Below are 21,366 nucleotides of genomic sequence, written 5' to 3'. Positions count from 1 at the left end.
GCGGCTCAGAACGCGCTCTTCACCACGCCACCGTCCACGCGCAGCGCGGCGCCGGTGGTGGCGGAGGAAAGCGGGCTGCAAAGATAGACCACCATCGAAGCCACTTCGGCGGGCGTCGCGAATCGTTTGATCAACGAGGTGGGCCGCACTTTCTCGAAGAACTCCTTCTCGAACTCGGCGAAGGTCTTGCCGTCGGCCTTGGCCAGGGTTTCGACGAAATCGCCGACGCCACGCGAGCGCGTCGGGCCCGGCAATACGCTGTTGACCGTGATCCCGGTACCGGCCAGCGATTCGGCCAGGCCGCGCGAGACGGCGATCTGCGCCGTCTTCGTCATGCCGTAATGGATCATCTCGGACGGGATCTGCACGCCGCTTTCGCTGGAGATGAAGACGATGCGGCCCCAGTCCGCCTGTTTCATCGCCGGCAGGCAGAGCCGCGCAAGTCGAACGCCGCTCAGCACGTTGATATCGAAGAAACGCAACCATTCTTCGTCCGCGATGTCCTCGAAGGCTTGCGGTTCGAAGATGCCGAGGTTGTTGACGAGGATTTCGATGCCGGGATGCGCGCGCGTCAGCGCCTGCGCGACGTCCGCCTTGCCCAGGTCGCCGGCGAAGCCCAAGGCTTCGCGTCCGGTGGTCGCGCGGATGTCGGCGATGGCTTTGTCGACGGCGCCCTGCGTGCGGCCGTTGACGATGACCCGCGCGCCTTCGCGTGCCAGGCCTTCGGCGATGGCGTAGCCGATGCCGGCCGTACTTCCGGAAACGAGGGCCAGCCGGCCGTCCAGTTGCATGTCCATCGCGCGCTCCCTGGGGTTCCGGTCGAGTCTAACGCGATGGCGACGGGTCGTCTCGACGGGCGATTGGTCCGCAGGATCAGAAGACGCGAACGGCGGCCTGATACATCAGGGCGAACAGCACCAGCGACGATAGCGAGAACACCGCGAAACGCGTCTGGATATGGTTGATCAGCGACTGCACCAGGCTGTGCACGACGCGCAGGCCGACATAAGCCCAGGCCAGCATGAGGCTGGCGGCGGAACGGTCGTCGAGGATGGCCAGGACCAGTGCGACGGCGAAGAAGACCGTCGGCTGTTCCATCAGATGGTTGTAGTTGTCGGCTTTCCAGCGCACGCGTGCCGGCAGGGTAGCCATCTGCTCGCCGCGCGGTGCGTCGGAATCCAGATGCATGCGCGCCTTCATGATGGCCGGGATGCGCGTGACGTACATCCATGCCCACATCACGGCCGTCCACAGGGCCAGGGCGACGATAGGGGCGAGCAGGGGCTGGTTCGGCATGGTCGGTCTCGTGACGGTTCGCGGGAAGCGCGCTCCGGCAAGGTATCACCGCCGAACCAGTCGGGCGAGAGGCGGATCGGCGCGTGGCGGAACTCGCCAGCCGGGTGGAATCAGGCGGTGACGCGTTGCAGGTTCGCCCGGGCCTTGCGTTCGAAGCGCTCGTGCAGCGGGTCGGTACCGTAGATGCGCGGGCGTTCCAGGAACGAGCGCAGGATGCCGCGGCGTTTGAAGCGGTAGATCAGGCCGGGAACGTGCCGGTATTCCTGGCGGATCTGCGCATCGTATTCGTCGAAACGCTCGGCGTCCGCGCCGAGGATCGAAAGATCGATATCGACCAGCAGCGTCTCGTCGCCATCGCTCGGCGCCGCCGTGTGGCGCGTGGCCATGATCAGCGATTCGACGCGCATGATGGCATCGTTCGGCGTGCTTGCCGAGGCGAGCGCCGAGACCGCCCAGGCGGCGCTGCGCGCCTCGTTGTCGGAGGCGCGCACGTCGTAGATCGCGTCATGGAACCACAGAGCCAGTTCCACTTCCTCGGGCCGCTGCGCCAGCGCGCGCGCCTGGTCGAACAGTTCCAGGCATTCGTGCAGGTGCTGCAGGGTATGGTAGGCGCGATGCGGCTCGGCATAGCGCGCCAGCAATTGCTCGCGTAGGCCAGGATCGGCATCCGCTCCGGATACGGCCGGCCAGGCACGGCTCCATGAGGCTTCGAAAAGAGGATTCACGACGAGTGCTCCCGAAGCGGCCCATGCAACATCTGCCAATGCGTCGCGGTTTCGCCGATCGAGACGAAACCCAGGCGTTCGTACAAGGCCTTGGCCGGATTGACCTTCAGCACCTGCAGCCAGACAGGCTTTCCGGCGGATTCGCGCACGACCCTGCTGATGATCGCCGCACCGTAGCCGAGTCCCTGCTGCTCCGGCGAAATCTCGATCGACAGCAGCCGGACCGGATTCGTCGTGCGATCGACGATCAGCATGCCGATGGGTTTGCCGTCCTGTTCGATGATTTCCGTGCGCGACGGATCGAAGCCTGCTTCGAATCGCTGCGACTGATCGGCCTCGTCCCAGCCCCAGGTGGCTTCCACGTAGTCGCGCATCGTGCGCCAGTGCAGCTCATGGCAGAAAACCTTGTCGTTCGGCGTCGCGGGTCGTAGCGAGAACGTGCTGGCGGTCGGCTCAGTTCGCATCATCTTGCGTGGTCCCGACGGATTTCCGTAGCTGGACGAACGCCGGCACCGAGGCGGTCGCGAACAGCAGCATGGCTACGAGGTACGGCAGGTAAGTCGGCCCGAATGGCAAGGGCAGGACGCCGTATTGCATCGGCAGGATGCAGAAGTCGCCGATGCAATGCAGGATCACGCTCGGGAGGATGGAGCGAGTCAGGCAGACCAACGCGCCATGCAGCAGGCTGTAGGCGGCGAAGAAAGGCAGGAACGCGGGCGTCGCGTAGGCGTGGCTCAGATGCACGATGTAGAACAACACCGCTACGGCGCCGATCGCAATGCCCCAGCCGTATCGGCGCTGCAACTGCGAAAGCATGTAACCGCGGAACGCGGCTTCTTCGACGACGCCGGCGGTAGCGGCCAGGCTCAGGAAGAAGGCCAGGACCGTCCATGCCGGATACGCGCCGAGATCGAAGGGCGCCCGATACGCTTCCTCAGGGAGGTCTGCTACGCGCCCTGTCAGCAAGACCAGGCTCATGACGGCAGCCATGCCGAGCCCACCCGCCAGCAGGGACCAGGCCCATGTCTTTCCGGAAAGCGCGGTCGCCCGCAGATCGCGCCGCCGCGTTTCCGACAGACGGCGAGGCCAGCCATGGCCGTCCAGGTAGCGCCAGAAAAACCAAAGCCACAGCAAGGTGAAGGCCAGGAACAGCGGCAGTTCCGGAGCCATCTTCAGATTCAGCCAGACGGCCAACGCCGGCGTAACCTGCCCGATGTTGAGAATGAGCAGCGCGACCAAGGGAGCACGGATGGCGACGGGAATCCGTTGCCAGAGCGGGCGGGGATTCTTCTCCGACGGACGGGATTCGTGCACGGCCCGCTCAGCGCTTCGTTTTCTTGGTAGCGGCCTTCTTCACTGCCTTCGCTGCGTTGAAGGCCGCCGCGCGCTTGACCAAGGCCTTGAATGCGGTCGCGTCGACGCTCTCGCCTGCGCGAATGTCGATGGCGCGACGCATGTTGCCTTCCAGGCCCGCATTGAACAGCGACTTCGGGTCGTCCAGCGATGCGCCCTTGGCGAACGTCAGCTTCACATGCTGTTTGTAGCACTCGCCGGTGCAGAGGATGCCGTCGCTGGACCAGACCGGCGTTCCCATCCATTTCCATTCTTCGACCACATCAGGGAGCGCCTCGTGGATGAGCTTGCGCATGCGCGCCAGCGTTTCGCCACGCCAGTCGCCGAGTTCGGCGATGCGCTTCGAAATCAGTTCCGGGGCCGAAGGGCCTGGTTTCGCTTCCGTCTTCTTCATCGCAGACCTCGCGCGACCGATTCACGCGCATCTTACCCGGCTCGGGCAGTCAGTCGTCGATGCGGCCGGCGAGCGCGGATAGCTGCGATACCAGTCGGATTCTGGCCTTGGGCGATTTCAGCCGAGCCGGCAAGCGGCTCAGCCAGTGACCGTTCGGGCCGACCGAAGGCCCACGCTGTCGAGACAGGCGCAGGGAAGTCGGCAAGGGTTTTTGCGACAGCACGCGGACGAATTCGGCGAGTTGGGCGTCGGACGAGAATCGCAGGACGACGTCGCCCGCCTCGACGCAGAGCACGCGGTATCCCTTCTTGCCATCGGGCTTCGGTGCTGGAGGCGCATACTCGGTCGCGGCGCGCCAATGCCCCGGGCCTTGTTCCACATGCACCCAATAAGCCAGCGGCTCGTTGCGCCAGTCGGGCGCGTGCTCGATCCAGAAGCGGGGCAGTTTGCTCATCGATGTTTCGACGGATCGCGCCGCAGCCACCAGAAGAACGCAGCGGCGAACGCCAGATCGGCGATCGCCAGCGAAAACGTGGTCAGCGGGATGTCGTTCCGAATCCAGCAGGCCAGCGCCACGAAGAAAACCCCGGTCTTGCCGATGGCGGCCAGCCCAAGCAAGGGACGCGGTATCTCGGGCTGGTGCGCCATCCACGCATAGGTCGCGCCGAACAGGGCGACGAACAAAGCCAGCAGCCAGGTATGGAAAACCGATTCGGACACGGGCACGCCGGCGAATGCACCGAAAGACTGAGGGAACAGCAGCATCAGCGCGGCGGCGAGATTGAACAGCGCGCCGATGCCCAGCGTCCAGCGAATCAGGTTCTCCGCCGCCGGGCGCACAGGATTCAGCCGACGAAGAACAATGCGATGCTGGCGCCCAGCGCGACGGCCCAGAGCAGCGAACGTAGCGAGGCCTTGTCGGCCAGGTAGGCGGCGATATAGCCGATGCGCATCGCCACGAAGAGCAGCGCCAGCGCATCGATCCGTCCCTGCGGCGCCTGTAAGCGCTCCGCGATCAGCACGCCGGCGATGAAGATCGGCAGCGCTTCGAAACTGTTGTATTGCGCCGCATTGGCGCGTGCCTGCCAACCGTGCAGGTTCGCCAGCCACTGGCGCGGGTTGTGGTTGTCGAAACCGCCCTCGCGGCGCCGTTTGCCGAATCCCTTGGATTTGGCGATGCCGGCGCAGGCGATCGGCAACAGGCAGGCGATCAGGATGCAGAGTTCGGCGATGGTCATTGCGACCTCAGGCGGGGTTGGTGGAAACAGGCGACGACCGTGCCACGACCCGCCAGAGCCACCAGGCGATACCGAGGGCGAAAAGATTGGCGCCGACGAACCAGGGTTGGTCGGCCTGCAGCAAGGAATAGTTAGCGCTGCTGCCGAACAGGAAGTTGCCGTTGAGCTTCATCGGATTGAATTGCAACGCGACCGTGGCGTGGAAGCCGCTCGACATCGCATAGCCGAAATAGGGCGAACCGAACGCGGGAACCTGGATCAGCCAGTACTTGAGCATGGAGCGTTCCGCGCCCGGTTGCTGTTCGAGCAGGCGGACGCCGCACCAGACGCCCCAGGCGTACAACAGGATGAAGACGCTGCAGAAGAACCACTCGATCGGATTGCCGCGGGTCATGATCAGGGCGAGGAAGGCGGAAATTCCCACCGCGCCGCCGCCGAGCGCGAGTATTCCGAGAGCACGCCGCTGCCAGGATTTCATTGCGTCTCCGTTGCCGAGTCGAAGGTTCGTGCGCTATCGGCTTTGCTTCAGGCTCGCTGCTGCCGCTCGCCGATCAGCGTGATGGCGCCGCGGGCGATGAAGAACAGGGCCAGGCCGTGGAAGGCGACCGGCATCCAGTCGCCGAAGGCGAGATAGATCAGCGCATCGATCGCGTAGACGACGATGCCAAGGTAGAACGCCCACAAGCGGCCGCGCACCGCCTGCATGCCGACGAAAGCGAAGAACGCCAGAACGACCGCATCGATCGCGAAGGCGATGATCTTCATCTCGGAGAACAATGCGTCGGACACGGCGGTCATCGCCAGGCCCATCACGAAGCTGGTCGTGCTTCCCGACATCGACATGATGGTATTGATCACCGACAGGCCGACGATCCAGTAGAACCACCGACCGGCCGACTGCACGGCGGGCGAGACCGGGGATTCCTGCATGGCGGGGGCTGCCGGGGGCGTGTAAGGCGTGTCGTCGCTCATCGAAGACTCTCTCGCTGGGTGTGCGGGCGATTGTAGCCTCGACCGGACGCGCCGCGTCGCATCGAACGGGTGGGCGGTCATAACTGTGACCGGATGGGCCAATTGAGCGACTACGATCCGGTCCGGGCGTCGCAGAAGCGGTTTCAGTCTCCGCCTGGCCGGCCCGGGTCAGAGCGCAGTATCTTGTCCATCGCCTTGCCTTTCGCCAGCTCGTCGACCAGCTTGTCCAGGTAGCGGATCTTCTGCATCAGTGGGTCTTGCACGTCCTCCACGCGCACGCCGCAGACCAGGCCTTTGATCAGCGAGGCATTCGGGTGGAAGGCGGGCGCCTGGCCGAAGAAGGTTTCGAAGTCGGTATTGTGCTCGATCTGCTTTTCCAGGCCGGCCTGGTCGTAGCCGGTCAGCCAGCGGATGACCCGGTCGACTTCGTCCTTCGTACGCTTCTTCTTTTCCGCCTTCTGTACATAGAGCGGATAGACCTTGGCGAAGGGCATGGCGAAGATCCGCTGCAATTGCATTGCGTCTCCCTCCCGCGGGCGACACAGGCCTCGATGATGGCCTAGCCTAGCACCTGGCCCGCGCTCGAATGCGCGATCGGACCGTTCACGTCAGCTTCCAGTCTCGCGTTCGTGCTCGACGAGTTCGCTCTCCTGAGGATCGCCGAAGTGATACCAGGCCTCGTGCGGCGACATTTCCGCACAGCGAAGGCACTGCGTATTGCGCCACTGATAGGCGCAGCCGGGACAGACGCCGCGCGTCCAGAACGTATTCCATTCGGTGCCGCAGTCGTTGCGCGTACAAATCCAAAGATCATCCGGGCCCGGGCGCCAGGCACAGACAGGGCAATAGATTTCCGGTTTCGACATGGGCGCCAGTCTCAGAGACGGGCCCAGGCCTGGCGCAAGCCCATCCCGTGCACCAGGCCGAAGGCAAGGCAGATGCTGGAGCTGATCAGCCAGAACGTCAGGCTGTTGCCGGGGAACAGCGGCATGATCGCCATGAAGCCGAGGCCGCGGCCGATATAGACGGCGGTGATGGCGCACAGGCCGAGCTTGAGCAAGGGCAGGCGCCGGATCACGCCGGCGCCGGACAGCGCGTAGGCGGACCAGACGAACAGCAGCGCTGCGATGACCAAGGCCATGAAGGTCGGATACCAATGGCCGGCCTCGGCCATGCGCGCGATGCCCTCGCCGGCGCCGAAGAAGCGATACCAGGGGGCGCCGAAGGCGATGCAACCCAGGTGGGCGAGGGCCGCGAGCGCGCTCAGCGTCGCGCCGAGAATGAGCAGGCGGTTGTGCGGATTCGCAGAGTCTGTCATGCGAGCGATTGTCTCAGCGGACGCCGCCTTTGCGGAAGCGGGGCGACCCAAGCTGGGCGCAGCCGCCGTTGCATGGTCTCGGCGCTCCATTCCTCACGTTTCCGCTCCAGCGAAGTGATGGGCGTCATAGCGACCGTTGCGGTAGAAACATGCACCACAACGTGGCATCTCCGAGCTTTCCGCGACCAAGCTCCGAGAAGCCGGAACGCTCATAGAATCCTACGTTCGATTCCTGTGCCGTCTCCAGGTAGACGCCGCTAGAGAGAGTGTCATTGGCCGACAGGTCGCAAAACGCATTGAGAAGTTGCAGTCCGAAACCGCGACCATGCAATCTAGGGTCGATGCCGATGACGCCGAGGTAGTAGTGCGGCACTTCCGGCTTGAAGCGGGCGGAGATCTCGTCGTAAACCGCCATGCGATCCACCATCCCGGGTGTCGCCTTCTCGAAGCGATTCCACTCCTCGGAAAGGTCAACCGGCCATTCGGGGTGAGCCGTGGCGTAGCCCATCGCGGCGCCATGGATGCCATCGGCGCCCCGAGCGACGAGCACCGGCATCCCGAGCGCGATGCGGGCACGCATCAGCAGCGAGAAGAAGCGCGTCAAGCGCTCCCGGTAACCGGCGCCCGTCTGCAGGAGGAATCCGGTGATCGGATCCTGCGCGAAGGCGTCGGCCAGGCATTCGACGGATCCGTTGAGGTCGGACGGGATTGCGTTGGCAACTATCATGAAGCCTCACGGTCAAACTGAGCCGACCCACCAAGCGCGTTCGGCTTGAATGAATTGCTAGGCCTCACCGGCAGCCCTATGGAAGCCCGAGAATCGAACTGACGGACGCCCTAAGCATATCGACAAGCTCTGGATCCATGTATTGATACTCATCCGGGATGTCGAGGACATGTATTGGCTTGTTGGCCATGGCGCGACTGAACTCGGCCAGTAGCCTGGACCTATGTTTCTCCTCCATGACAAAAATGGAGTGTGACCATCGTATGTCGTCGATGGATACACGCCTACGTGCATTGGGGCTGGTCCCGGCAGACCTTGCGCGTATGTCCGGGTGGTTGCGCCATACGGCCTCCGCCGAGGGACTCCTCCATTGGTTCCGGCTGCAGACAAAAAGAATATTGAGAGGTTCGTCGCCCTCGGTCTGGCCGTCGCTCGATGTGTTGGGATAGTCGATGCCTAGTTGCTTGGCGCGCGCGAGCTTCGCCGAGCGGAGATAAAGCAGCTTCCAGTTCTTCTCACGCTTTTCTTTCGTCTGCAGAGGGTCGTCTTTCATGAGACCTAACGACTGAATTTAGCGGCCGCACCACAACGGTGTTGCCTTGCTTGCTGCGCATACTAGCAGGGGCGCGGCGTGCAAGGCCCGCGGCGTCGACGCGACCGCTCCAATGGACTGTTAGGCCATAAGCGACCGCTATCCCTTCTGATTCTTCGGCCGCGATTCGAACTTAACGCTCGCCAGGAATGCGTCGCCCTCGGCAATGAGCGTTGCAGGATCGAGAGTTGGGATGTATCGAACTGAGTAAAAGATGTCCAGGCCAACGCTTCTGTCGTCGGGATGCAAGCAGAATCGACCGACTGTTCGCATTACCAAGTACGCGAGGTCGCCTTTGTTCTTTGCCGCGTGGTCATGCGCGATCATGTCGTAGCGGACACATGACGGCTGGGAGGGCTCGACGGCAATTGAGGCCACGACATCTGTGTAGCGTCCTTCGCTGCCCCAGTTGTCCTTTCTTGATCGGACAAAAGAAACCAGTGAGTCTTGAGTGGGCATCTCCGATTTCAGCGGACCCTCAATTGCCCCGAAGAAAAGGGAAGCCTGGCCCGGGTCAAGCTTCTTGAAGTAAGTGACCTGCTGTTCTTCAAGTGTTTCAGTCCAATCATCCCCAGTAGGGGGCTGAAACGAGAATCCGTTCGCACCAGTAACCCGATCTCGCCCTTGGACAGAGGCAGGTGGCGAGGCTTCCGACAACAGAGAACAGCCGGCGGCTAGGACAATGAGCAAGGCCGGAGCCAGCGGGATTCTGAAAGACGCCACGGCAACTCCATTGGGCCTAACGCCTGAATTGAGCCGCCGCCGGCCAGCAGCTGTTGTTTGAGCCAAGCCTACACCCGGCGGTCGGCTTGAATGAACTGTTGGACGGCAACACCGTCATTTTTCCACTGGATGATCGCCGCGGTAACCGCAGCCTCTAGCCCGCGCTCGTGGCGTTGGGAGAAAGCACGCGGATTGTTGCGGATGGTCGTGGCGAGAACATCTACCGAAGGCAACCCTTGCCCATTAAGACCATCAATCTCGGAATCGCCAAGTCGTATCAGTAAGCTGAACGCACCAACTGTCCCGCATGCGACGTCTAGCAGCAAAGAATCGCCGTCACGAACCAAGAACCAGCTAGAGGGGGCGTGAGCGATAACCTTCATTGACGTCTAACTACTATTAGACCCCAAAGTGGGGCGTAAGCCGGATTCTGAAGGGGCGGTAGTTTTCCCGTCAACGGAGAAGATTCCAACACAACCAGTGCCTTGACATGAAGAATGGCTTTGCCGGAAAGGCAGGTTGGGAAGGCCCATACGATGGAGACAGGGTGACAAAACTTATCGCGGCAAAACCACTGCGATAAATCCATCGGCGGAAGCCGTAAGACAGCGCCCGGCTGTTGCGCGACGTTGGCCAACAATGGCGAATAGCCCCTGCCGTCGCCGCGCGGACTGCAGCGTGACCAGTCGTGAGATGACCAGCGCGAAATACTGCACGCCCGCCATCTGTTCGATCATCACCAGCGAGCGAGCGTGGTCACGATCACGACCTGCTCATAGCCCCAGCGTCGCCCGGTTCGATTGATGGATCGCAACGACTTCCGCATCGCTCGCGCGCCAGCGCGAGTACAAATCGGCATAGGTCGCATGCCAACTGCGGTGCGTGAGCGGGCGAAGGGACTCGATCATCGCAGGAAGATCGGAAAGGCCATCCAGCTTTTCGAGTTCGTGCCGCCGTAGCGCTTCGACGATCTGCGTCATGGATTTCTGCGCGACGTCGGCGGTCTCCATGCGCCAGCGACGGCCGCTGCCGAGCAGGAAACCGTGCGGGTCGAGATAGCCGCCGACGGGGCCGAAAGGAAGGCTGGCGAAGAGCATGACGACGGTCCTGCTCTTTCCGCCCGCACCGTTGGCATCGATCACGATTTGCTGAAAGACGTCGTTGCGCTCTCGCACGAACTTCCTGGACGTGCGCTGGACGAAACCTTCCTGCTGCAGGAAAGGCCAGAGGATCTTGTCGACAGCCTGGGTGAGCGAATCGGCCATGGGGCGTTGATCAGGGGCTCAGCGCACCAGCACCAGCGTCGCAAGACCGAGGAAACTCAGGAAACCCATCACGTCGGTGACGGTGGTCAGGATCACGCCGCCGGCCAGTGCCGGATCGAGGTTCATGCGCTTGAGCGACATCGGCACCAGCACGCCGGCGAGTGCTGCACAGAGCAGGTTGCAGGTCATCGCCGCGCCGATGACCGCAGAGAGCGCGGGATCGTGGAACCAGGCCCAGGTCGCGAGCGCGACGATGCTGCCGAGCATCAGGCCGTTCATCAGCGCGACGCGCAGCTCTTTCCAAAGCAGCGCCTGCACGTTGGTGGCGCCGACCTGTCCGAGCGCGAGGCCGCGCACCATCAGCGCGAGCACCTGCGTGCCGGCGTTGCCGCCCATGCCGGCGACGATGGGCATCAGCACGGCGAGCGCGACGATGCGATCGATCGTGCCCTGGAACTGGCCGACCACGCTCGATGCGAGAAAAGCCGTGCCGAGGTTCACGCCGAGCCAGACGACGCGACGGCGGAACGCACGCGGCACCGGGCTGAACAGGTCCTCGTCCTCGTCCACGCCGGCGGCGGACAGGGCCTGGTGTTCGGCCTGTTCGCGGATGATGTCGACGACGTCGTCGATGGTGATGCGGCCGAGCAGGATGTTGTTCTCGTCCACCACCGGCGCCGAGATCCAGTCGTGGTCGGAGAACTGCGCGGCGACTTCGCTGGCGGGCTGGTCGGCTTCGATGGCCGGTTGTTCGTCGTCGATCAGTTCGTTGATCGGGGTGGACGGATCCTGCGTGATCAAGGCGCTGATCGAGACGCGGCCGAGGTACTGGTGACGGCGGCTGACGACGAACAGATGATCGGTGTGGTCGGGCAGTTCGCCGCGCAGGCGAAGGTAGCGCAGCACGACATCGACCGTGGTATCGGCGCGCACCGTCACCACGTCCGGGTTCATCAGGCGGCCGGCGCTGTCTTCGTCGTAGGACAGCGCTTGTTCGAGCCGTTCCCGGTTCTCGCGGTCCATCGACTTGAGCACTTCGTCGATGACGGTGTCGGGCAGGTCTTCGGCGAGGTCGGCGAGGTCGTCGATGTCCAGCGTTTCGGCGGCGGCGACGATCTCGTCCGGGTCCATTTCCGCCAGCAAGGACTCGCGCACGTCTTCGCCGACGTGCACCAGCACCTCGCCGTCGTCTTCCGGATCGACCAGGCCCCAGACGATGCCGCGCTTGGCCGGCGGCAGCGATTCGAGCAGGTTGCCGATCTCGGCCGGCGACAGCGTGTTCACCAAGCGACGCACCGGGCCGAGACGGCCGGTGTCGAGCGCGTCAGACAACAGGCGAAGCTGTCGCGCGGTCTTGTCGTGGCGGACGGCTTCGGCCATCGGGCGGCTCCGGGTCGGAAGCGGATTCGTCGGGCGCAGCTACTACGCGCTTATTATCAGGGCAGCGGCCTGCGCTGCCCAGTCTTTGTTTGCGGGGCGGCGCGAAGGCCGCGACGGAATCAGAAGCCCGATTCGAACAGCACGACAAGCGCGGCCAGGGTTTCGGCCTCGTCCTCGCCCGTGCAGCGCACGCGCAGCGTGGTGCCGGGGCCGGCGGCCAGCAGCATCACGCCCATGATGGACTTGGCATTGACCTCGCGCCCCTTGGCGATCAGGGTCACCTGGCTGCGGAACGGCGTGAGCACCTGCACGAGCTTGGCCGAGGCCTGCGCATGCAGGCCTTGCGGATGAGTGATCTGCAGGTCGCGTTCAAGCATCGTCGTTCACCACACCGTTGCGTCCGCCGGCAGCCGCCGTGCGGGCGAGTTCGTCGAGTTCCTGTTCCGCGTAGTTGAACACACGCAGCAGCATCGGCAAAGACAGGCCGCTGACGCGGCGGCAGGGCGTGCCCAATTGCGCGAGTTTCCTGGCCAGCCGGGCCGGGGCGGCGCCGGCGAGATCGGTCAGGATCAGGACGCCATCCTCGCCGCCTTCGGCGCGACGCATCGCCGCGCTGGCATCGGCCAGCAGGGATTCCGGGTCGAGGCCGTGCGCGAGTTCGAAGGTCGCTACCTTCAGCGGCGGGGCGCCGTGCACGGCCGTCGCGGCCGCGAGCAGGGCGCTCGCGAGCGGCTCGTGCGTGAGCAGGAGAAGTCCGATCGGCATGGCCCGAGCTTAACGTAGGAGCGGCGTCGGCCGCGACCGCGCGATGCGGGTGGAGGGTGGGTGGTTCGTGGTTGGCGGTTTGGATGCAGCCGTAGGCTGGGCTGGCAAGCCCAGCGGCCGAGGATGGCGTTGTGCTGGGCTTGTCAGCCCAGCCTACGAAGCCGTTCGCTCTATTCCAGTTCGCGATGGAAGGTCAGCACGTCTTCGCGACCCATCGCACGGCAATGCTGGGCGAGTTTCTCGGCGAGATAGACCGAGCGATGGCGGCCGCCGGTGCAGCCGAAGGCGACGGTGACATAGCTGCGCGTCTCCGACTCGAAGCGCGGCAGCCAGCTGTCGAGGAAGGCGGTGACCTGATCCACGTATTCGCGCACGCTGTCCTGTTCGTCCAGGTATTCGCGCACGGCCGCATCGCGACCGGAAAGCGGGCGCAGTCGCGCGTCCCAATGCGGATTCGGCAGGCAGCGCGCATCGAAGACGAAATCGGCATCGCCCGGTACGCCGCGGCGGTAGGCGAAGGACTCGAACAGCAACGACAGCCCAGGCTTCTGTCCGGCTTCGAGTTCGTTGAGCACGACCTTGCGCAGCTGGTGCACGTTGAGGTCGCTGGTATCGATGACCTGGTCGGCCAGCGCGCGCAGTGGCGCCAGGCGTTCGCGTTCGAGGGCGATCGCGTCCGACAGCGCCAGGCCGCCGTGCGAAAGCGGGTGCCGGCGCCGGGTTTCGGAATAGCGCTTCACCAGCACGTCGTCGCGCGTGTCGAAATACACGAGGCGATGGTCGTAGCCGAGCGCGCCGACCGCCGACAGCCATTGGCCGATGCGCGACAGGTCCGAAGCGAGGTTGCGCACGTCGATGCCGACCGCGAGGCGCTTGCGCCCGGCCGCTTCGCGCGCTGCGCTTTCGACGAAGGCCGTCAGCAATTCGGCCGGCAGGTTGTCGACGCAGTAGTAGTCGAGGTCTTCCAGCGTGCGCAGGGCCACCGTCTTGCCGGAGCCCGACAGGCCGCTGACGACGGTGAGGCGGGGTTTGGCTGTGCTGTCCATGCGCAGGGTCCGTGCCGTCGGCTCAGGTGGGTTCGCTCTGGCCGAGCAGGGCGGCGTGCCGCGCCAGGAAGGCGGCGGCGGGGTCGGCGCCCTTCACGCGCAGGATATGCAGGCGCACGGCGGCTTCGGTCAAGACCGCAAGGTTGCGACCGGGCGCGACCGGCAAGTGGAACTCGGGCACGTCGAGGTCGAGCACGCGACGCGGCGCCGAGGTTTCGCCCGTGAGTCGCGCCATCGCCTCGGGCGTGGCGTTCTGGTAGTTCACCAGGTGCACGATCAGGCGCAGGTACTTGTTCCGCTTCACGGCGGTGTCGCCGAACATCTGGCGGATGTTCATCACGCCGAGGCCGCGCACTTCCAGCATGTCCTGCAGCATCTCGGGGCAGGTGCCGTCGAGCACGTCGGGCGCGATCTGGGTGAATTCGGGGGCGTCGTCGGCGACGAGGCGATGTCCGCGCGAAATGAGTTCCAGCGCGAGTTCGCTCTTGCCGGCGCCGGCTTCGCCGGTGATCAGCACGCCGATCGAATAGATTTCCATGAACACGCCGTGCAGCGTGACGCGCGGGGCGAGTTCGAGGGCGAGGTGGTATTGCAGCAGGCTGTGGATTTCGTGGCCGCGCTTGGGCGAGATCCACAGCGGCGTGTCCGATTCCTCGCAGGCATTGCGCAGGTCGGTCGGGCAGGCCTGGTTCTGGGTGATGACCAAGGCCATCGGCGCGAAGCCCATGATGATCTCGAGCTTTTCCCAGCGCTGGCGTGCGTCGAGCGTGTCGAGCCAGGCCAGCTCGGACGCACCGATGATCTGAACCTTGTTGGGGTGGATGACGTTGAGGTAACCCGCCAGCGAAGGCCGGCGGGTTACCTGTTCGCTGCGTTCGATCTGGCGATCGCCGCCGCGTTGCCCGGTGATCCAGCGCCAGCCCAGGCGTTCCTGGAGCTGGTCGAAGACTTCCTTCGCGCTGATCCGGGTGCGCATCATGGGGCGGTCTTCGTCAGCCGAAACTGTCGGAGCGCGCGGCCGACTCGCCGCGGTGGTGGTCCTTCATCTTTTCCTTCTGCTTGAGCACCAGACGGTCGAGCTTGTCGGCGAGCAGGTCGATGGCCGCGTACATGTCGGAGGCGGTGGCATCGGCGAACAGGGTGCGTCCCGGGATGTTGAGGGTGGCTTCGGCTTTGTGGTCGAGGTTGTCGACGGCGAGGATCATGCGGGTATCGAGGTGGTGCTCGAAATGCTTGCCGAGCTTGCCGAGCTTGTCCTGGGCGTAATCGCGCAAGGACGGGGTGACTTCCACTTGATGGCCGCTGATATCGATACGCATCGTTGCCTCCTTCGTTGTTGCCACTACAGAAACTCGTGCGCGCGGCGTCGCCGGCGCGGGTTCTTTCGGGGGGAGAAGTCGGGGTCGGGCCAGCGCGACCGGGCGGCCGCGCGCGGGCTTCGCTTCGGGCCTTATAACCTCTGTCGCTCGTGGGACGAGGGGATATTCATCGCTTCCCGGTACTTTGCCACAGTTCTTCGGGCCACGGGGATGCCGTCGGCCTTGAGCAAGTCGGCCAGTCGGGCGTCGGACAGGGGCGAACGCGGGTTCTCGCCGTCGATGATGCGCTTGAGCATGGCCTGGATGGCCGTAGCGGACGCGCCGCCGCCATCGTCCGTGGTGATGCCGGAGCTGAAGAAATACTTGAATTCGAAGGTGCCGCGCGGCGTACGCAGGAACTTGCGCGTCGTGGCGCGGGAGATGGTCGATTCGTGCAGGCCCAGCTCCTCGGCCACCTCGCGCAGGGTCAGCGGCCGCATCGCCTGTTCGCCGTGTTCGAGGAAGCCGCTTTGCTGGCGGACGATGGAGCGGGCGACGCGCAGCAGCGTATCGGCGCGGGATTCCAGACTCTTCATCAGCCAGCGCGCCTCCTGCAACTGGCCGCGCAGATAGTTGTCGGCGTCGCGGCTGGCCTTGCCGATCAGGTGCTGGTAATGGCGGTTGATGGCCAGCCGCGGCTGGCTGCCCGGGGCCGCCGCGACTTTCCAGACGCCGCCCTGGCGATAGGCGATGGCATCGGGTGCGATGTACTCGGTGGTGCCGGTTGCGATGCTGGCGCCCGGCCGTGGGTCGAGCGACTTGAGCAGGGTCACGCCGACCTCCATGGTCTCGCTGCTCCAGCCCAACTGGGCCGCCAGGCGATCCGCGCCGAGGCGAGCGAGGGCGTCGAGGTGCTGACGGCACAGGGTGCGCGCCTCCTCCAGCCCGGGGGTTTCGGGGCTGAGCAGGCCCAGCTGCACGCACAGGCATTCGGACAGGGTGCGTGCGCCGACGCCCACCGGATCGAAACGCTGGATCAGGTGCAGGATGGCTTCGATCTCTTCCTCGTCCGCACTCAGTTCCGGTGCCAGGGCGAGTCGGATTTCGTCCAGGGTCGCGACGAGATAGCCATCGTCGTTGACCGCTTCGATCAGGGCCTGACCGATCAGACGGTCGCGCTCGCTGAGGTGGCTCAGCTGCAACTGCCAGTCGAGATGCCCGTGCAGGTCCTGCTGGACGGCCGTGTTGTCCTGCGGGAAATCGTCGTCCTCGCCATTGCTCTGGCGAGAGGCGCCGCTCCATTCGTAGTCGCCGTCGTCGTTGTAGTGATCGTCGATATGCTCGGCCGCGGCCTCGGGACCCGTCTCGTTGCCCGCATCGTTTTCCGCAGGCGCGCTTTCGCCCTGGGCTTCTTCAGGCGAGGATTCGAAACTGTCGCCTTCGTGTTCGAGGAAGGGATTGGCTTCGACCGCTGCGTTGATTTCCTGCTCGAGCTCGATCGCCGACAACTGCAACAGCCGGATGGCCTGGCGCAATTGCGGCGTCAGGGTCAGCTGCTGTCCGAGTCGGGTTTGCAGGGAGGGCTTCATGCGCCTCAAGTAAAACACAGGCTGCGTGAAGCCGGGTTGCAGAATCGTTAGCGGCGGGACAGATGCGATTCATCCCGGCCGTGGCAGCGTAGGATCGCGACGGTGCGTGACCGGACCGAACGACGTAATCCGTATTTGCCGCGGTGCGGGCCGTGGACGTGCGTACCGCGCCGGCAGGCATCGCGCGTTCCGCAACAAGCGGCAGCCGTGATGTTAGCGGTACTTCGCGGGCTCGACGCGCGAACTCTTCCCGTCACACGGGGTAGGGCGAGAGGCGATGTTTGCCGGAAGTGCGGGGTCGCCGCCTGATCAGAGGCGGAAGGCTTCGCCCAGGTAGACGCGCCGCACGTCGGGGTTCGACAGCACCTGTTCCGGCGTGCCCTGTGCGAGCACGCCGCCGGCATTGAGGATGTAGGCGCGGTCGCAGATGCCCAGCGTCTCGCGTACGTTGTGGTCGGTGATCAGCACGCCGATGCCGCGCTGCTTCAGATGCCGCACGATCTTCTGGATCTCGCCGACCGAAATCGGATCGACGCCGGCGAAGGGTTCGTCCAGCAGCATCATGCGCGGCTTCGCCGCCAGCGCGCGCGCGATCTCGACGCGACGGCGCTCGCCGCCGGAAAGGCTGGCGCCGAGTTGCTCGGCGACGTGGGTCACCTGCAGTTCTTCCAGCAATCCCTTGAGTTCGCGCTCGCGCCCGGCGACATCGAGGTCCTCGCGCAGTTCCAGCACCGCGCGCAGGTTGTCGGCGACGCTGAGCTTGCGAAATACGGAAGCTTCCTGCGGCAGGTAGCCCAGGCCCAACCGCGCGCGTTCGTGCATCGGCAGGGCGGTGATGTTGCGGCCGTCGAGTTCGATGCGGCCGGCGTCGGCCGGCACCAGGCCGACGATCATGTAGAAGCAGGTCGTCTTGCCGGCGCCGTTCGGGCCGAGCAGGCCGACGACTTCGCCAGGCCCCAGGTCGAGGCCGAAGTCGTGGACGACTTCGCGCTGCTTGTAGCGCTTGCGCAGGCCGCGGGCGGACAGCATCAGTTGCTGCTGCCGCCGCTCTTGGGAAGGATGCGCATCTGCACGCGGTTGCCGTCGCCGCCGCCGTCGAGGCGGCCGGTGTTGAGGTCGTACTTGATCGTCTGCCCGCGCAGGTTGCCGCGCGGTTGCTCGATCACGACGTCGCCGCTGAGCACGATCACATCGCTGCTCAGGGTGTAGACGATCTGCTGTGCGCGCGCCGTCATCGGTTCGCCATTGTCGGCGGTCTGGCGCAGCTTGGCCGGCGCGCCGGTCAGGACGACCTGGCTGATGTCGCCGCCCTTGCGATGGATGACGGCCTTGTCGGCGTCGACTTCGAGCGAACCCTGGGTGATCTTGACGTTGCCGTACAAGGTCGAGTCGCTGTCGTCGCCGAGCATCGCGTCGGTGCGGTCGGCGGCCACGTCCATCGGTTGCTTGCGATCGGAAGACTTGCCGGCGGCCAGCGGGCTCACCGCCAGCAGGGTGCCCATGACGGCGACGGTCAGGAGGTTATTGGCGAGGCGCATAGCGTCCTTTGACGTTCGATAGCAGTTGGACTTTCTGGGCTTTCATGTCGGCGCGCAGCCCGGTGCCGGTCAGTATAGAGTTCGCCCGGGCGATGGTCACGGGATCGGCGCTGGTGGCGAGGTCCTTCTTCGGGAAGACGTCCAGCCGTTCGGTGCTGAAATGCGTGCGCTCGCCGCGCGGGCTGACGGGACCGATCATCACCACGTTCTTCAGCAAGCGGACCTCGACGCCTTTTTCCGCCACCCAGGCGCTGTCCGAGGTGGCGTTCCAGCGGCCGCCGCCATCGTCCGGGAAGGAAAACTGCGGCTTGGTCAGGGTGAGGCTCTTGCCGCTGGGGTCGCGTTCGAGATGCGGCGCCTCGACGCTGAACGATTCCAGGCCCTTCTCGTCGAGAGAAGTCATCTGGAAATTGTCCAGGGTGTAGTCCGAGCGCAGCGGATTCGTCGCGTCGCTGCGATGCGTCGGGCGCAATTCCCAGACCACCGCGCCGACCAGGCCGACGAGCACCAGCAAGACCACCGTGGCGAGACGGCGCTGGCTCATGCGCCCTGGTACCGCAGCAGGATGGATTCGCGCCAGCCCTGCGCTTCCAGGATCAGGTCGCACAACTCGCGCGCCGCGCCTTCGCCGCCGCGTTCGCGGCTGGTCCAGTGCGCGTGATCGCGCAGCCAGGCGTGGGCGTTGGCGGGTACGCAGGCCAGGCCGACCACCGAGAGCGCGGGCAGGTCGGGCAAGTCGTCGCCGAAATAGGCGACCTGGTCCAGCGCGAGGCCGAGTTCCGCGCAGATCCCGTCCAGGCAGGCGCGTTTGTCCTTGACGCCGGTGTGCACGTGGCTCAGGCGAAGGTCCTCGCCGCGGGCGCGTGCGGCGGCGCTGTCGCGCGCGGTGATCAGGGCCACGGCGATGCCATGGTCCTCGAGCAGGCGCAGGCCTTGGCCATCGTGCACGTGGAAGGCCTTGGCCATCTCGCCGTCGCCGCCGAAATAGAGCCGGCCATCGGTGAGGGTGCCATCCACGTCGAAACAGGCCAGGCGGATGCGCGCGGCGCGCTGCTGAACTTCGATGGGAGAAAGAGCGGGCATGCGTCAGACCACGCGGGCGCGCAGCAGATCGTGGATGTTCAACGCGCCGACGACGCGCTGGGCTTCGTCGACCACGACGAGCGCATTGATCTTGTGCGCTTCCATCAGGTGCGCGGCTTCCACCGCGAGCTGCTGCGGACCGATGGTCTTGGGCGAACGCGTCATCAGGCGCTGCACCGGCGTCGAGCGCAGGTCGGTCTGTTCGTCGTCGAGCGCGCGGCGCAGGTCGCCGTCGGTGAAGATGCCGAGCAGACGGTCTTCGGCATCGACGACGGCGGTCATGCCCAGGCGCTTGCGGCTCATTTCGACCAAGGCTTCGCTGGCGGTGGCGTCGGGCGACACGCGCGGCACATCGGTGCCGGCATGCATCACGTCGCCGATATGCAGGAGCAGGCGCCGGCCCAACGTGCCGGCCGGGTGCGAGCGGGCGAAGTCCTCGGCGGTGAAACCGCGCGCCTCAAGCAGTGCCACGGCCAGCGCGTCGCCCATCGCCAGCGCGGCGGTGGTGCTCGAAGTCGGGGCCAGACCCAGCGGGCAGGCCTCTTCCGGCACCGAGACGTCCAGGTGCACGTCGGCATGGCGAGCCAGGCCGGAGTTCGGACGGCCGGTCATCGCGATCATCACGTTGCCCAGCCGCTTGAGCGCCGGCACGATCGTCAGCAGTTCCTCGCTCTCGCCGGAATTGGACAGCGCCAGCACGACGTCGGCATCGGTGACCATGCCCAGGTCGCCGTGGCTGGCTTCGCCGGGGTGCAGGAAAAAAGCCGGCGTCCCCGTCGAAGCCAGGGTGGCGGCGATCTTCGTGGCGATATGCCCCGACTTGCCCATGCCGGTGCAGACCACGCGGCCGCGGCAGGCCAGCAACAGTCGGCAGGCCTGCGCGAACTCCGGACCGATGCGCGCCTGCAATGCGTCGAGCGCCTGCGTTTCGATGCGCAGCACCCGGCGCCCGCTCTCGATCAGAGCGGCGAGGTCGGAGGCATCGGAGGGAGGGGCGTTCGGCGCGATGCTCATGGGCAGGGGGCCGGGCAGGTGGGTATCATGGGCGCCTATTGTACGGCCTGTGCCGTCCCGCCTCCGGCTTTCCGCTTTCCCGTCGATGAATCCCCAGACCATCCAGCAGCTGATCGAGGCCGGCTTGCCCGGCGCCCAGGCCCGCGTCAGCGGCGACGACGGCGTGCATTTCGAGGCCCTCGTGGTCTGCGCCGCCTTCCATGGCAAGCTGCCGCTGGCCCGGCATCGCATGGTCTACGCGACGCTAGGCGAGCGCATGGGCGGCGAAATCCATGCCCTGGCCCTGCGCACGCTGACGCCCGACGAAGCGGCGCGCGGCTGACCGCCGCGACACGCCCCGCCCTTCGCCAGCGCCGCGAAGCAAGACCAATACCGAAAAACAAGAACCCCGAAGAAGAGTCCATGGCCAAGATCGTTATCACCGGCGGCGAAGTCCTCAATGGCGAAGTGCAGATTTCCGGCGCCAAGAACGCCGTGCTGCCCATCCTCTGCGCCACGCTGCTCGCCGACCGGCCGATCTCGATCGGCAACGTGCCGCACCTGCACGACGTCACGACGACGATGGAACTGCTCGGCGCGCTCGGCGCCCAGCTCACCGTCGACGAGAAGCTGACGATCACCGTCGATGCCGGCGCGCAGTTGCAGACCGTCGCGCCCTACGAACTGGTCAAGACGATGCGTGCCTCGATCCTCGTGCTCGGCCCGCTTCTGGCCAAGCACGGCCATGCCGAAGTTTCGTTGCCGGGTGGCTGCGCGATCGGTTCGCGGCCGGTCGACCAGCATATCCGCGGCCTGCAGGCGCTCGGCGCCGACGTCGTGGTGGAGAACGGTTTCGTCAAGGCGCGGGCCGATCGCCTGCGCGGCGGCCGTTACGCCTTCGACATGGTCACCGTGACCGGTACCGAGAACGTGCTGATGGCAGCGGCGCTCGCGCGCGGCACCACCGTGCTGGAGAACTGCGCCGAAGAGCCCGAAGTCGTGGACCTCGCGAACTGCCTGATCTCGATGGGCGCGAAGATCGAAGGCGCCGGCAGCAACCGCATCGTCATC

The 21,366-nt window shown here is 65.3% G+C and carries 33 protein-coding genes; 2 read left to right on the top strand and 31 right to left on the bottom strand.

The annotated features are described in order from the left end of the window. Nucleotides 1-5: 5 nt before the first annotated feature. The 31 genes from QM707_RS00950 to QM707_RS00800 form a co-directional block, all read right to left on the bottom strand. Nucleotides 6-797: an SDR family NAD(P)-dependent oxidoreductase gene (locus QM707_RS00950; RefSeq protein ID WP_415000002.1), complete on the bottom strand. Its 792-nt coding sequence runs from the start codon at nucleotides 795-797 to the stop codon at nucleotides 6-8. Between the two features lie 76 nt (nucleotides 798-873). Continuing rightward, complete coding sequence (locus QM707_RS00945; protein ID WP_415000001.1) at nucleotides 874-1,296, bottom strand: MAPEG family protein; 423 nt, start codon at nucleotides 1,294-1,296, stop codon at nucleotides 874-876. A gap of 110 nt (nucleotides 1,297-1,406) precedes the next feature. Beyond that, nucleotides 1,407-2,021 carry an N-methyl-D-aspartate receptor NMDAR2C subunit gene (locus QM707_RS00940; RefSeq protein ID WP_415000000.1) on the bottom strand — a complete coding sequence of 205 codons (615 nt, stop codon included), beginning with the start codon at nucleotides 2,019-2,021 and terminating at the stop codon, nucleotides 1,407-1,409. Then, on the bottom strand, nucleotides 2,018-2,488 hold the full coding sequence (locus QM707_RS00935) for a GNAT family N-acetyltransferase (RefSeq protein ID WP_414999999.1): 471 nt from the start codon (nucleotides 2,486-2,488) through the stop codon (nucleotides 2,018-2,020). The genes QM707_RS00940 and QM707_RS00935 overlap by 4 nt, the downstream gene beginning before the upstream one ends. Next, the gene (locus tag QM707_RS00930) at nucleotides 2,475-3,335 is read right to left on the bottom strand and encodes a type II CAAX prenyl endopeptidase Rce1 family protein (protein WP_414999998.1); all 861 of its coding nucleotides are present in this window, start codon (nucleotides 3,333-3,335) and stop codon (nucleotides 2,475-2,477) included. Before QM707_RS00930 ends, QM707_RS00935 begins: the two co-directional genes overlap by 14 nt. Nucleotides 3,336-3,342: 7 nt before the next feature. After that, nucleotides 3,343-3,768: a DUF1801 domain-containing protein gene (locus QM707_RS00925; protein ID WP_414999997.1), complete on the bottom strand. Its 426-nt coding sequence runs from the start codon at nucleotides 3,766-3,768 to the stop codon at nucleotides 3,343-3,345. A gap of 49 nt (nucleotides 3,769-3,817) precedes the next feature. After that, nucleotides 3,818-4,222, bottom strand: a complete 405-nt coding sequence (locus QM707_RS00920; RefSeq protein ID WP_414999996.1) for a hypothetical protein — start codon at nucleotides 4,220-4,222, stop codon at nucleotides 3,818-3,820. After that, nucleotides 4,219-4,608, bottom strand: coding sequence for a hypothetical protein (locus QM707_RS00915; RefSeq protein ID WP_414999995.1), 390 nt, complete (start codon nucleotides 4,606-4,608; stop codon nucleotides 4,219-4,221). Before QM707_RS00915 ends, QM707_RS00920 begins: the two co-directional genes overlap by 4 nt. Before the next feature lie 5 nt (nucleotides 4,609-4,613). Next, entirely contained in the window at nucleotides 4,614-5,006 is a 393-nt protein-coding gene (locus QM707_RS00910; protein ID WP_414999994.1) for an MAPEG family protein, read from the bottom strand. Nucleotides 5,007-5,013: 7 nt separating this feature from the next. Beyond that, a complete protein-coding gene (locus QM707_RS00905; protein ID WP_414999993.1) occupies nucleotides 5,014-5,484 on the bottom strand; it encodes a hypothetical protein in 471 nt (156 codons plus the stop codon). 47 nt (nucleotides 5,485-5,531) lie between these two features. Continuing rightward, nucleotides 5,532-5,978 (bottom strand): hypothetical protein, encoded by a 447-nt coding sequence (locus QM707_RS00900; RefSeq protein WP_414999992.1) that lies wholly within the window; start codon nucleotides 5,976-5,978, stop codon nucleotides 5,532-5,534. 143 nt (nucleotides 5,979-6,121) lie between these two features. Next, complete coding sequence (locus QM707_RS00895; protein ID WP_414999991.1) at nucleotides 6,122-6,496, bottom strand: DUF2200 domain-containing protein; 375 nt, start codon at nucleotides 6,494-6,496, stop codon at nucleotides 6,122-6,124. Between the two features lie 90 nt (nucleotides 6,497-6,586). Beyond that, complete coding sequence (locus QM707_RS00890; RefSeq protein ID WP_414999990.1) at nucleotides 6,587-6,844, bottom strand: hypothetical protein; 258 nt, start codon at nucleotides 6,842-6,844, stop codon at nucleotides 6,587-6,589. Between the two features lie 11 nt (nucleotides 6,845-6,855). After that, nucleotides 6,856-7,296 (bottom strand): hypothetical protein, encoded by a 441-nt coding sequence (locus QM707_RS00885; protein WP_414999989.1) that lies wholly within the window; start codon nucleotides 7,294-7,296, stop codon nucleotides 6,856-6,858. Nucleotides 7,297-7,420: 124 nt separating this feature from the next. Beyond that, complete coding sequence (locus QM707_RS00880) at nucleotides 7,421-8,023, bottom strand: GNAT family N-acetyltransferase (RefSeq protein WP_414999988.1); 603 nt, start codon at nucleotides 8,021-8,023, stop codon at nucleotides 7,421-7,423. A gap of 76 nt (nucleotides 8,024-8,099) precedes the next feature. Further along, on the bottom strand, nucleotides 8,100-8,576 hold the full coding sequence (locus tag QM707_RS00875; RefSeq protein ID WP_414999987.1) for a low molecular weight protein tyrosine phosphatase family protein: 477 nt from the start codon (nucleotides 8,574-8,576) through the stop codon (nucleotides 8,100-8,102). A gap of 138 nt (nucleotides 8,577-8,714) precedes the next feature. Beyond that, the gene (locus tag QM707_RS00870) at nucleotides 8,715-9,338 is read right to left on the bottom strand and encodes a hypothetical protein (RefSeq protein ID WP_414999986.1); all 624 of its coding nucleotides are present in this window, start codon (nucleotides 9,336-9,338) and stop codon (nucleotides 8,715-8,717) included. A 68-nt stretch (nucleotides 9,339-9,406) separates the two neighbouring features. Beyond that, on the bottom strand, nucleotides 9,407-9,721 hold the full coding sequence (locus QM707_RS00865) for a hypothetical protein (RefSeq protein ID WP_414999985.1): 315 nt from the start codon (nucleotides 9,719-9,721) through the stop codon (nucleotides 9,407-9,409). 390 nt (nucleotides 9,722-10,111) lie between these two features. Then, nucleotides 10,112-10,603, bottom strand: coding sequence for a hypothetical protein (locus QM707_RS00860; protein WP_414999984.1), 492 nt, complete (start codon nucleotides 10,601-10,603; stop codon nucleotides 10,112-10,114). An 18-nt stretch (nucleotides 10,604-10,621) separates the two neighbouring features. After that, a complete protein-coding gene (gene mgtE / locus QM707_RS00855; RefSeq protein ID WP_414999983.1) occupies nucleotides 10,622-11,983 on the bottom strand; it encodes a magnesium transporter in 1,362 nt (453 codons plus the stop codon). 119 nt (nucleotides 11,984-12,102) lie between these two features. After that, nucleotides 12,103-12,360: an HPr family phosphocarrier protein gene (locus tag QM707_RS00850; protein ID WP_414999982.1), complete on the bottom strand. Its 258-nt coding sequence runs from the start codon at nucleotides 12,358-12,360 to the stop codon at nucleotides 12,103-12,105. Beyond that, nucleotides 12,353-12,748 carry a PTS sugar transporter subunit IIA gene (locus tag QM707_RS00845; protein WP_414999981.1) on the bottom strand — a complete coding sequence of 132 codons (396 nt, stop codon included), beginning with the start codon at nucleotides 12,746-12,748 and terminating at the stop codon, nucleotides 12,353-12,355. The genes QM707_RS00850 and QM707_RS00845 overlap by 8 nt, the downstream gene beginning before the upstream one ends. 170 nt (nucleotides 12,749-12,918) lie before the next feature. Continuing rightward, the gene (rapZ, locus tag QM707_RS00840; RefSeq protein ID WP_414999980.1) at nucleotides 12,919-13,794 is read right to left on the bottom strand and encodes an RNase adapter RapZ; all 876 of its coding nucleotides are present in this window, start codon (nucleotides 13,792-13,794) and stop codon (nucleotides 12,919-12,921) included. A gap of 22 nt (nucleotides 13,795-13,816) precedes the next feature. Then, the gene (gene hprK / locus QM707_RS00835; RefSeq protein WP_415000010.1) at nucleotides 13,817-14,770 is read right to left on the bottom strand and encodes an HPr(Ser) kinase/phosphatase; all 954 of its coding nucleotides are present in this window, start codon (nucleotides 14,768-14,770) and stop codon (nucleotides 13,817-13,819) included. Nucleotides 14,771-14,786: 16 nt separating this feature from the next. After that, nucleotides 14,787-15,113 (bottom strand): ribosome hibernation-promoting factor, HPF/YfiA family, encoded by a 327-nt coding sequence (gene hpf, locus QM707_RS00830; RefSeq protein WP_414999979.1) that lies wholly within the window; start codon nucleotides 15,111-15,113, stop codon nucleotides 14,787-14,789. Nucleotides 15,114-15,244: 131 nt separating this feature from the next. Further along, a complete protein-coding gene (locus QM707_RS00825) occupies nucleotides 15,245-16,681 on the bottom strand; it encodes an RNA polymerase factor sigma-54 (RefSeq protein WP_414999978.1) in 1,437 nt (478 codons plus the stop codon). Between the two features lie 309 nt (nucleotides 16,682-16,990). Continuing rightward, on the bottom strand, nucleotides 16,991-17,710 hold the full coding sequence (gene lptB, locus QM707_RS00820) for an LPS export ABC transporter ATP-binding protein (RefSeq protein ID WP_414999977.1): 720 nt from the start codon (nucleotides 17,708-17,710) through the stop codon (nucleotides 16,991-16,993). Then, nucleotides 17,710-18,219: a lipopolysaccharide transport periplasmic protein LptA gene (gene lptA / locus QM707_RS00815; protein ID WP_414999976.1), complete on the bottom strand. Its 510-nt coding sequence runs from the start codon at nucleotides 18,217-18,219 to the stop codon at nucleotides 17,710-17,712. The genes lptB and lptA overlap by 1 nt, the downstream gene beginning before the upstream one ends. Continuing rightward, the gene (gene lptC, locus QM707_RS00810) at nucleotides 18,203-18,763 is read right to left on the bottom strand and encodes an LPS export ABC transporter periplasmic protein LptC (protein WP_414999975.1); all 561 of its coding nucleotides are present in this window, start codon (nucleotides 18,761-18,763) and stop codon (nucleotides 18,203-18,205) included. Before lptC ends, lptA begins: the two co-directional genes overlap by 17 nt. Further along, nucleotides 18,760-19,302 carry a KdsC family phosphatase gene (locus QM707_RS00805; protein WP_414999974.1) on the bottom strand — a complete coding sequence of 181 codons (543 nt, stop codon included), beginning with the start codon at nucleotides 19,300-19,302 and terminating at the stop codon, nucleotides 18,760-18,762. Before QM707_RS00805 ends, lptC begins: the two co-directional genes overlap by 4 nt. A 3-nt stretch (nucleotides 19,303-19,305) precedes the next feature. After that, a complete protein-coding gene (locus tag QM707_RS00800) occupies nucleotides 19,306-20,316 on the bottom strand; it encodes a KpsF/GutQ family sugar-phosphate isomerase (RefSeq protein ID WP_414999973.1) in 1,011 nt (336 codons plus the stop codon). Nucleotides 20,317-20,401: 85 nt separating this feature from the next. On the opposite strand from QM707_RS00800, the gene QM707_RS00795 reads away from it, so the two are divergent. Together QM707_RS00795 and QM707_RS00790 are read left to right on the top strand one after the other, a co-directional pair. Continuing rightward, a complete protein-coding gene (locus QM707_RS00795) occupies nucleotides 20,402-20,638 on the top strand; it encodes a BolA family protein (protein ID WP_414999972.1) in 237 nt (78 codons plus the stop codon). 80 nt (nucleotides 20,639-20,718) lie between these two features. Then, the coding region (locus tag QM707_RS00790) for a UDP-N-acetylglucosamine 1-carboxyvinyltransferase (protein WP_414999971.1) at nucleotides 20,719-21,366 on the top strand (648 nt) is incomplete at its 3' end.

Origin of the sequence: Arenimonas sp. (genome assembly GCF_047602345.1) — a bacterium.
Classification (GTDB): Bacteria; Pseudomonadota; Gammaproteobacteria; order Xanthomonadales; family Xanthomonadaceae; genus Arenimonas.
Note: the sequence above shows the minus strand (reverse complement) of the source record. Positions and strands in the feature narration are given on the sequence as shown.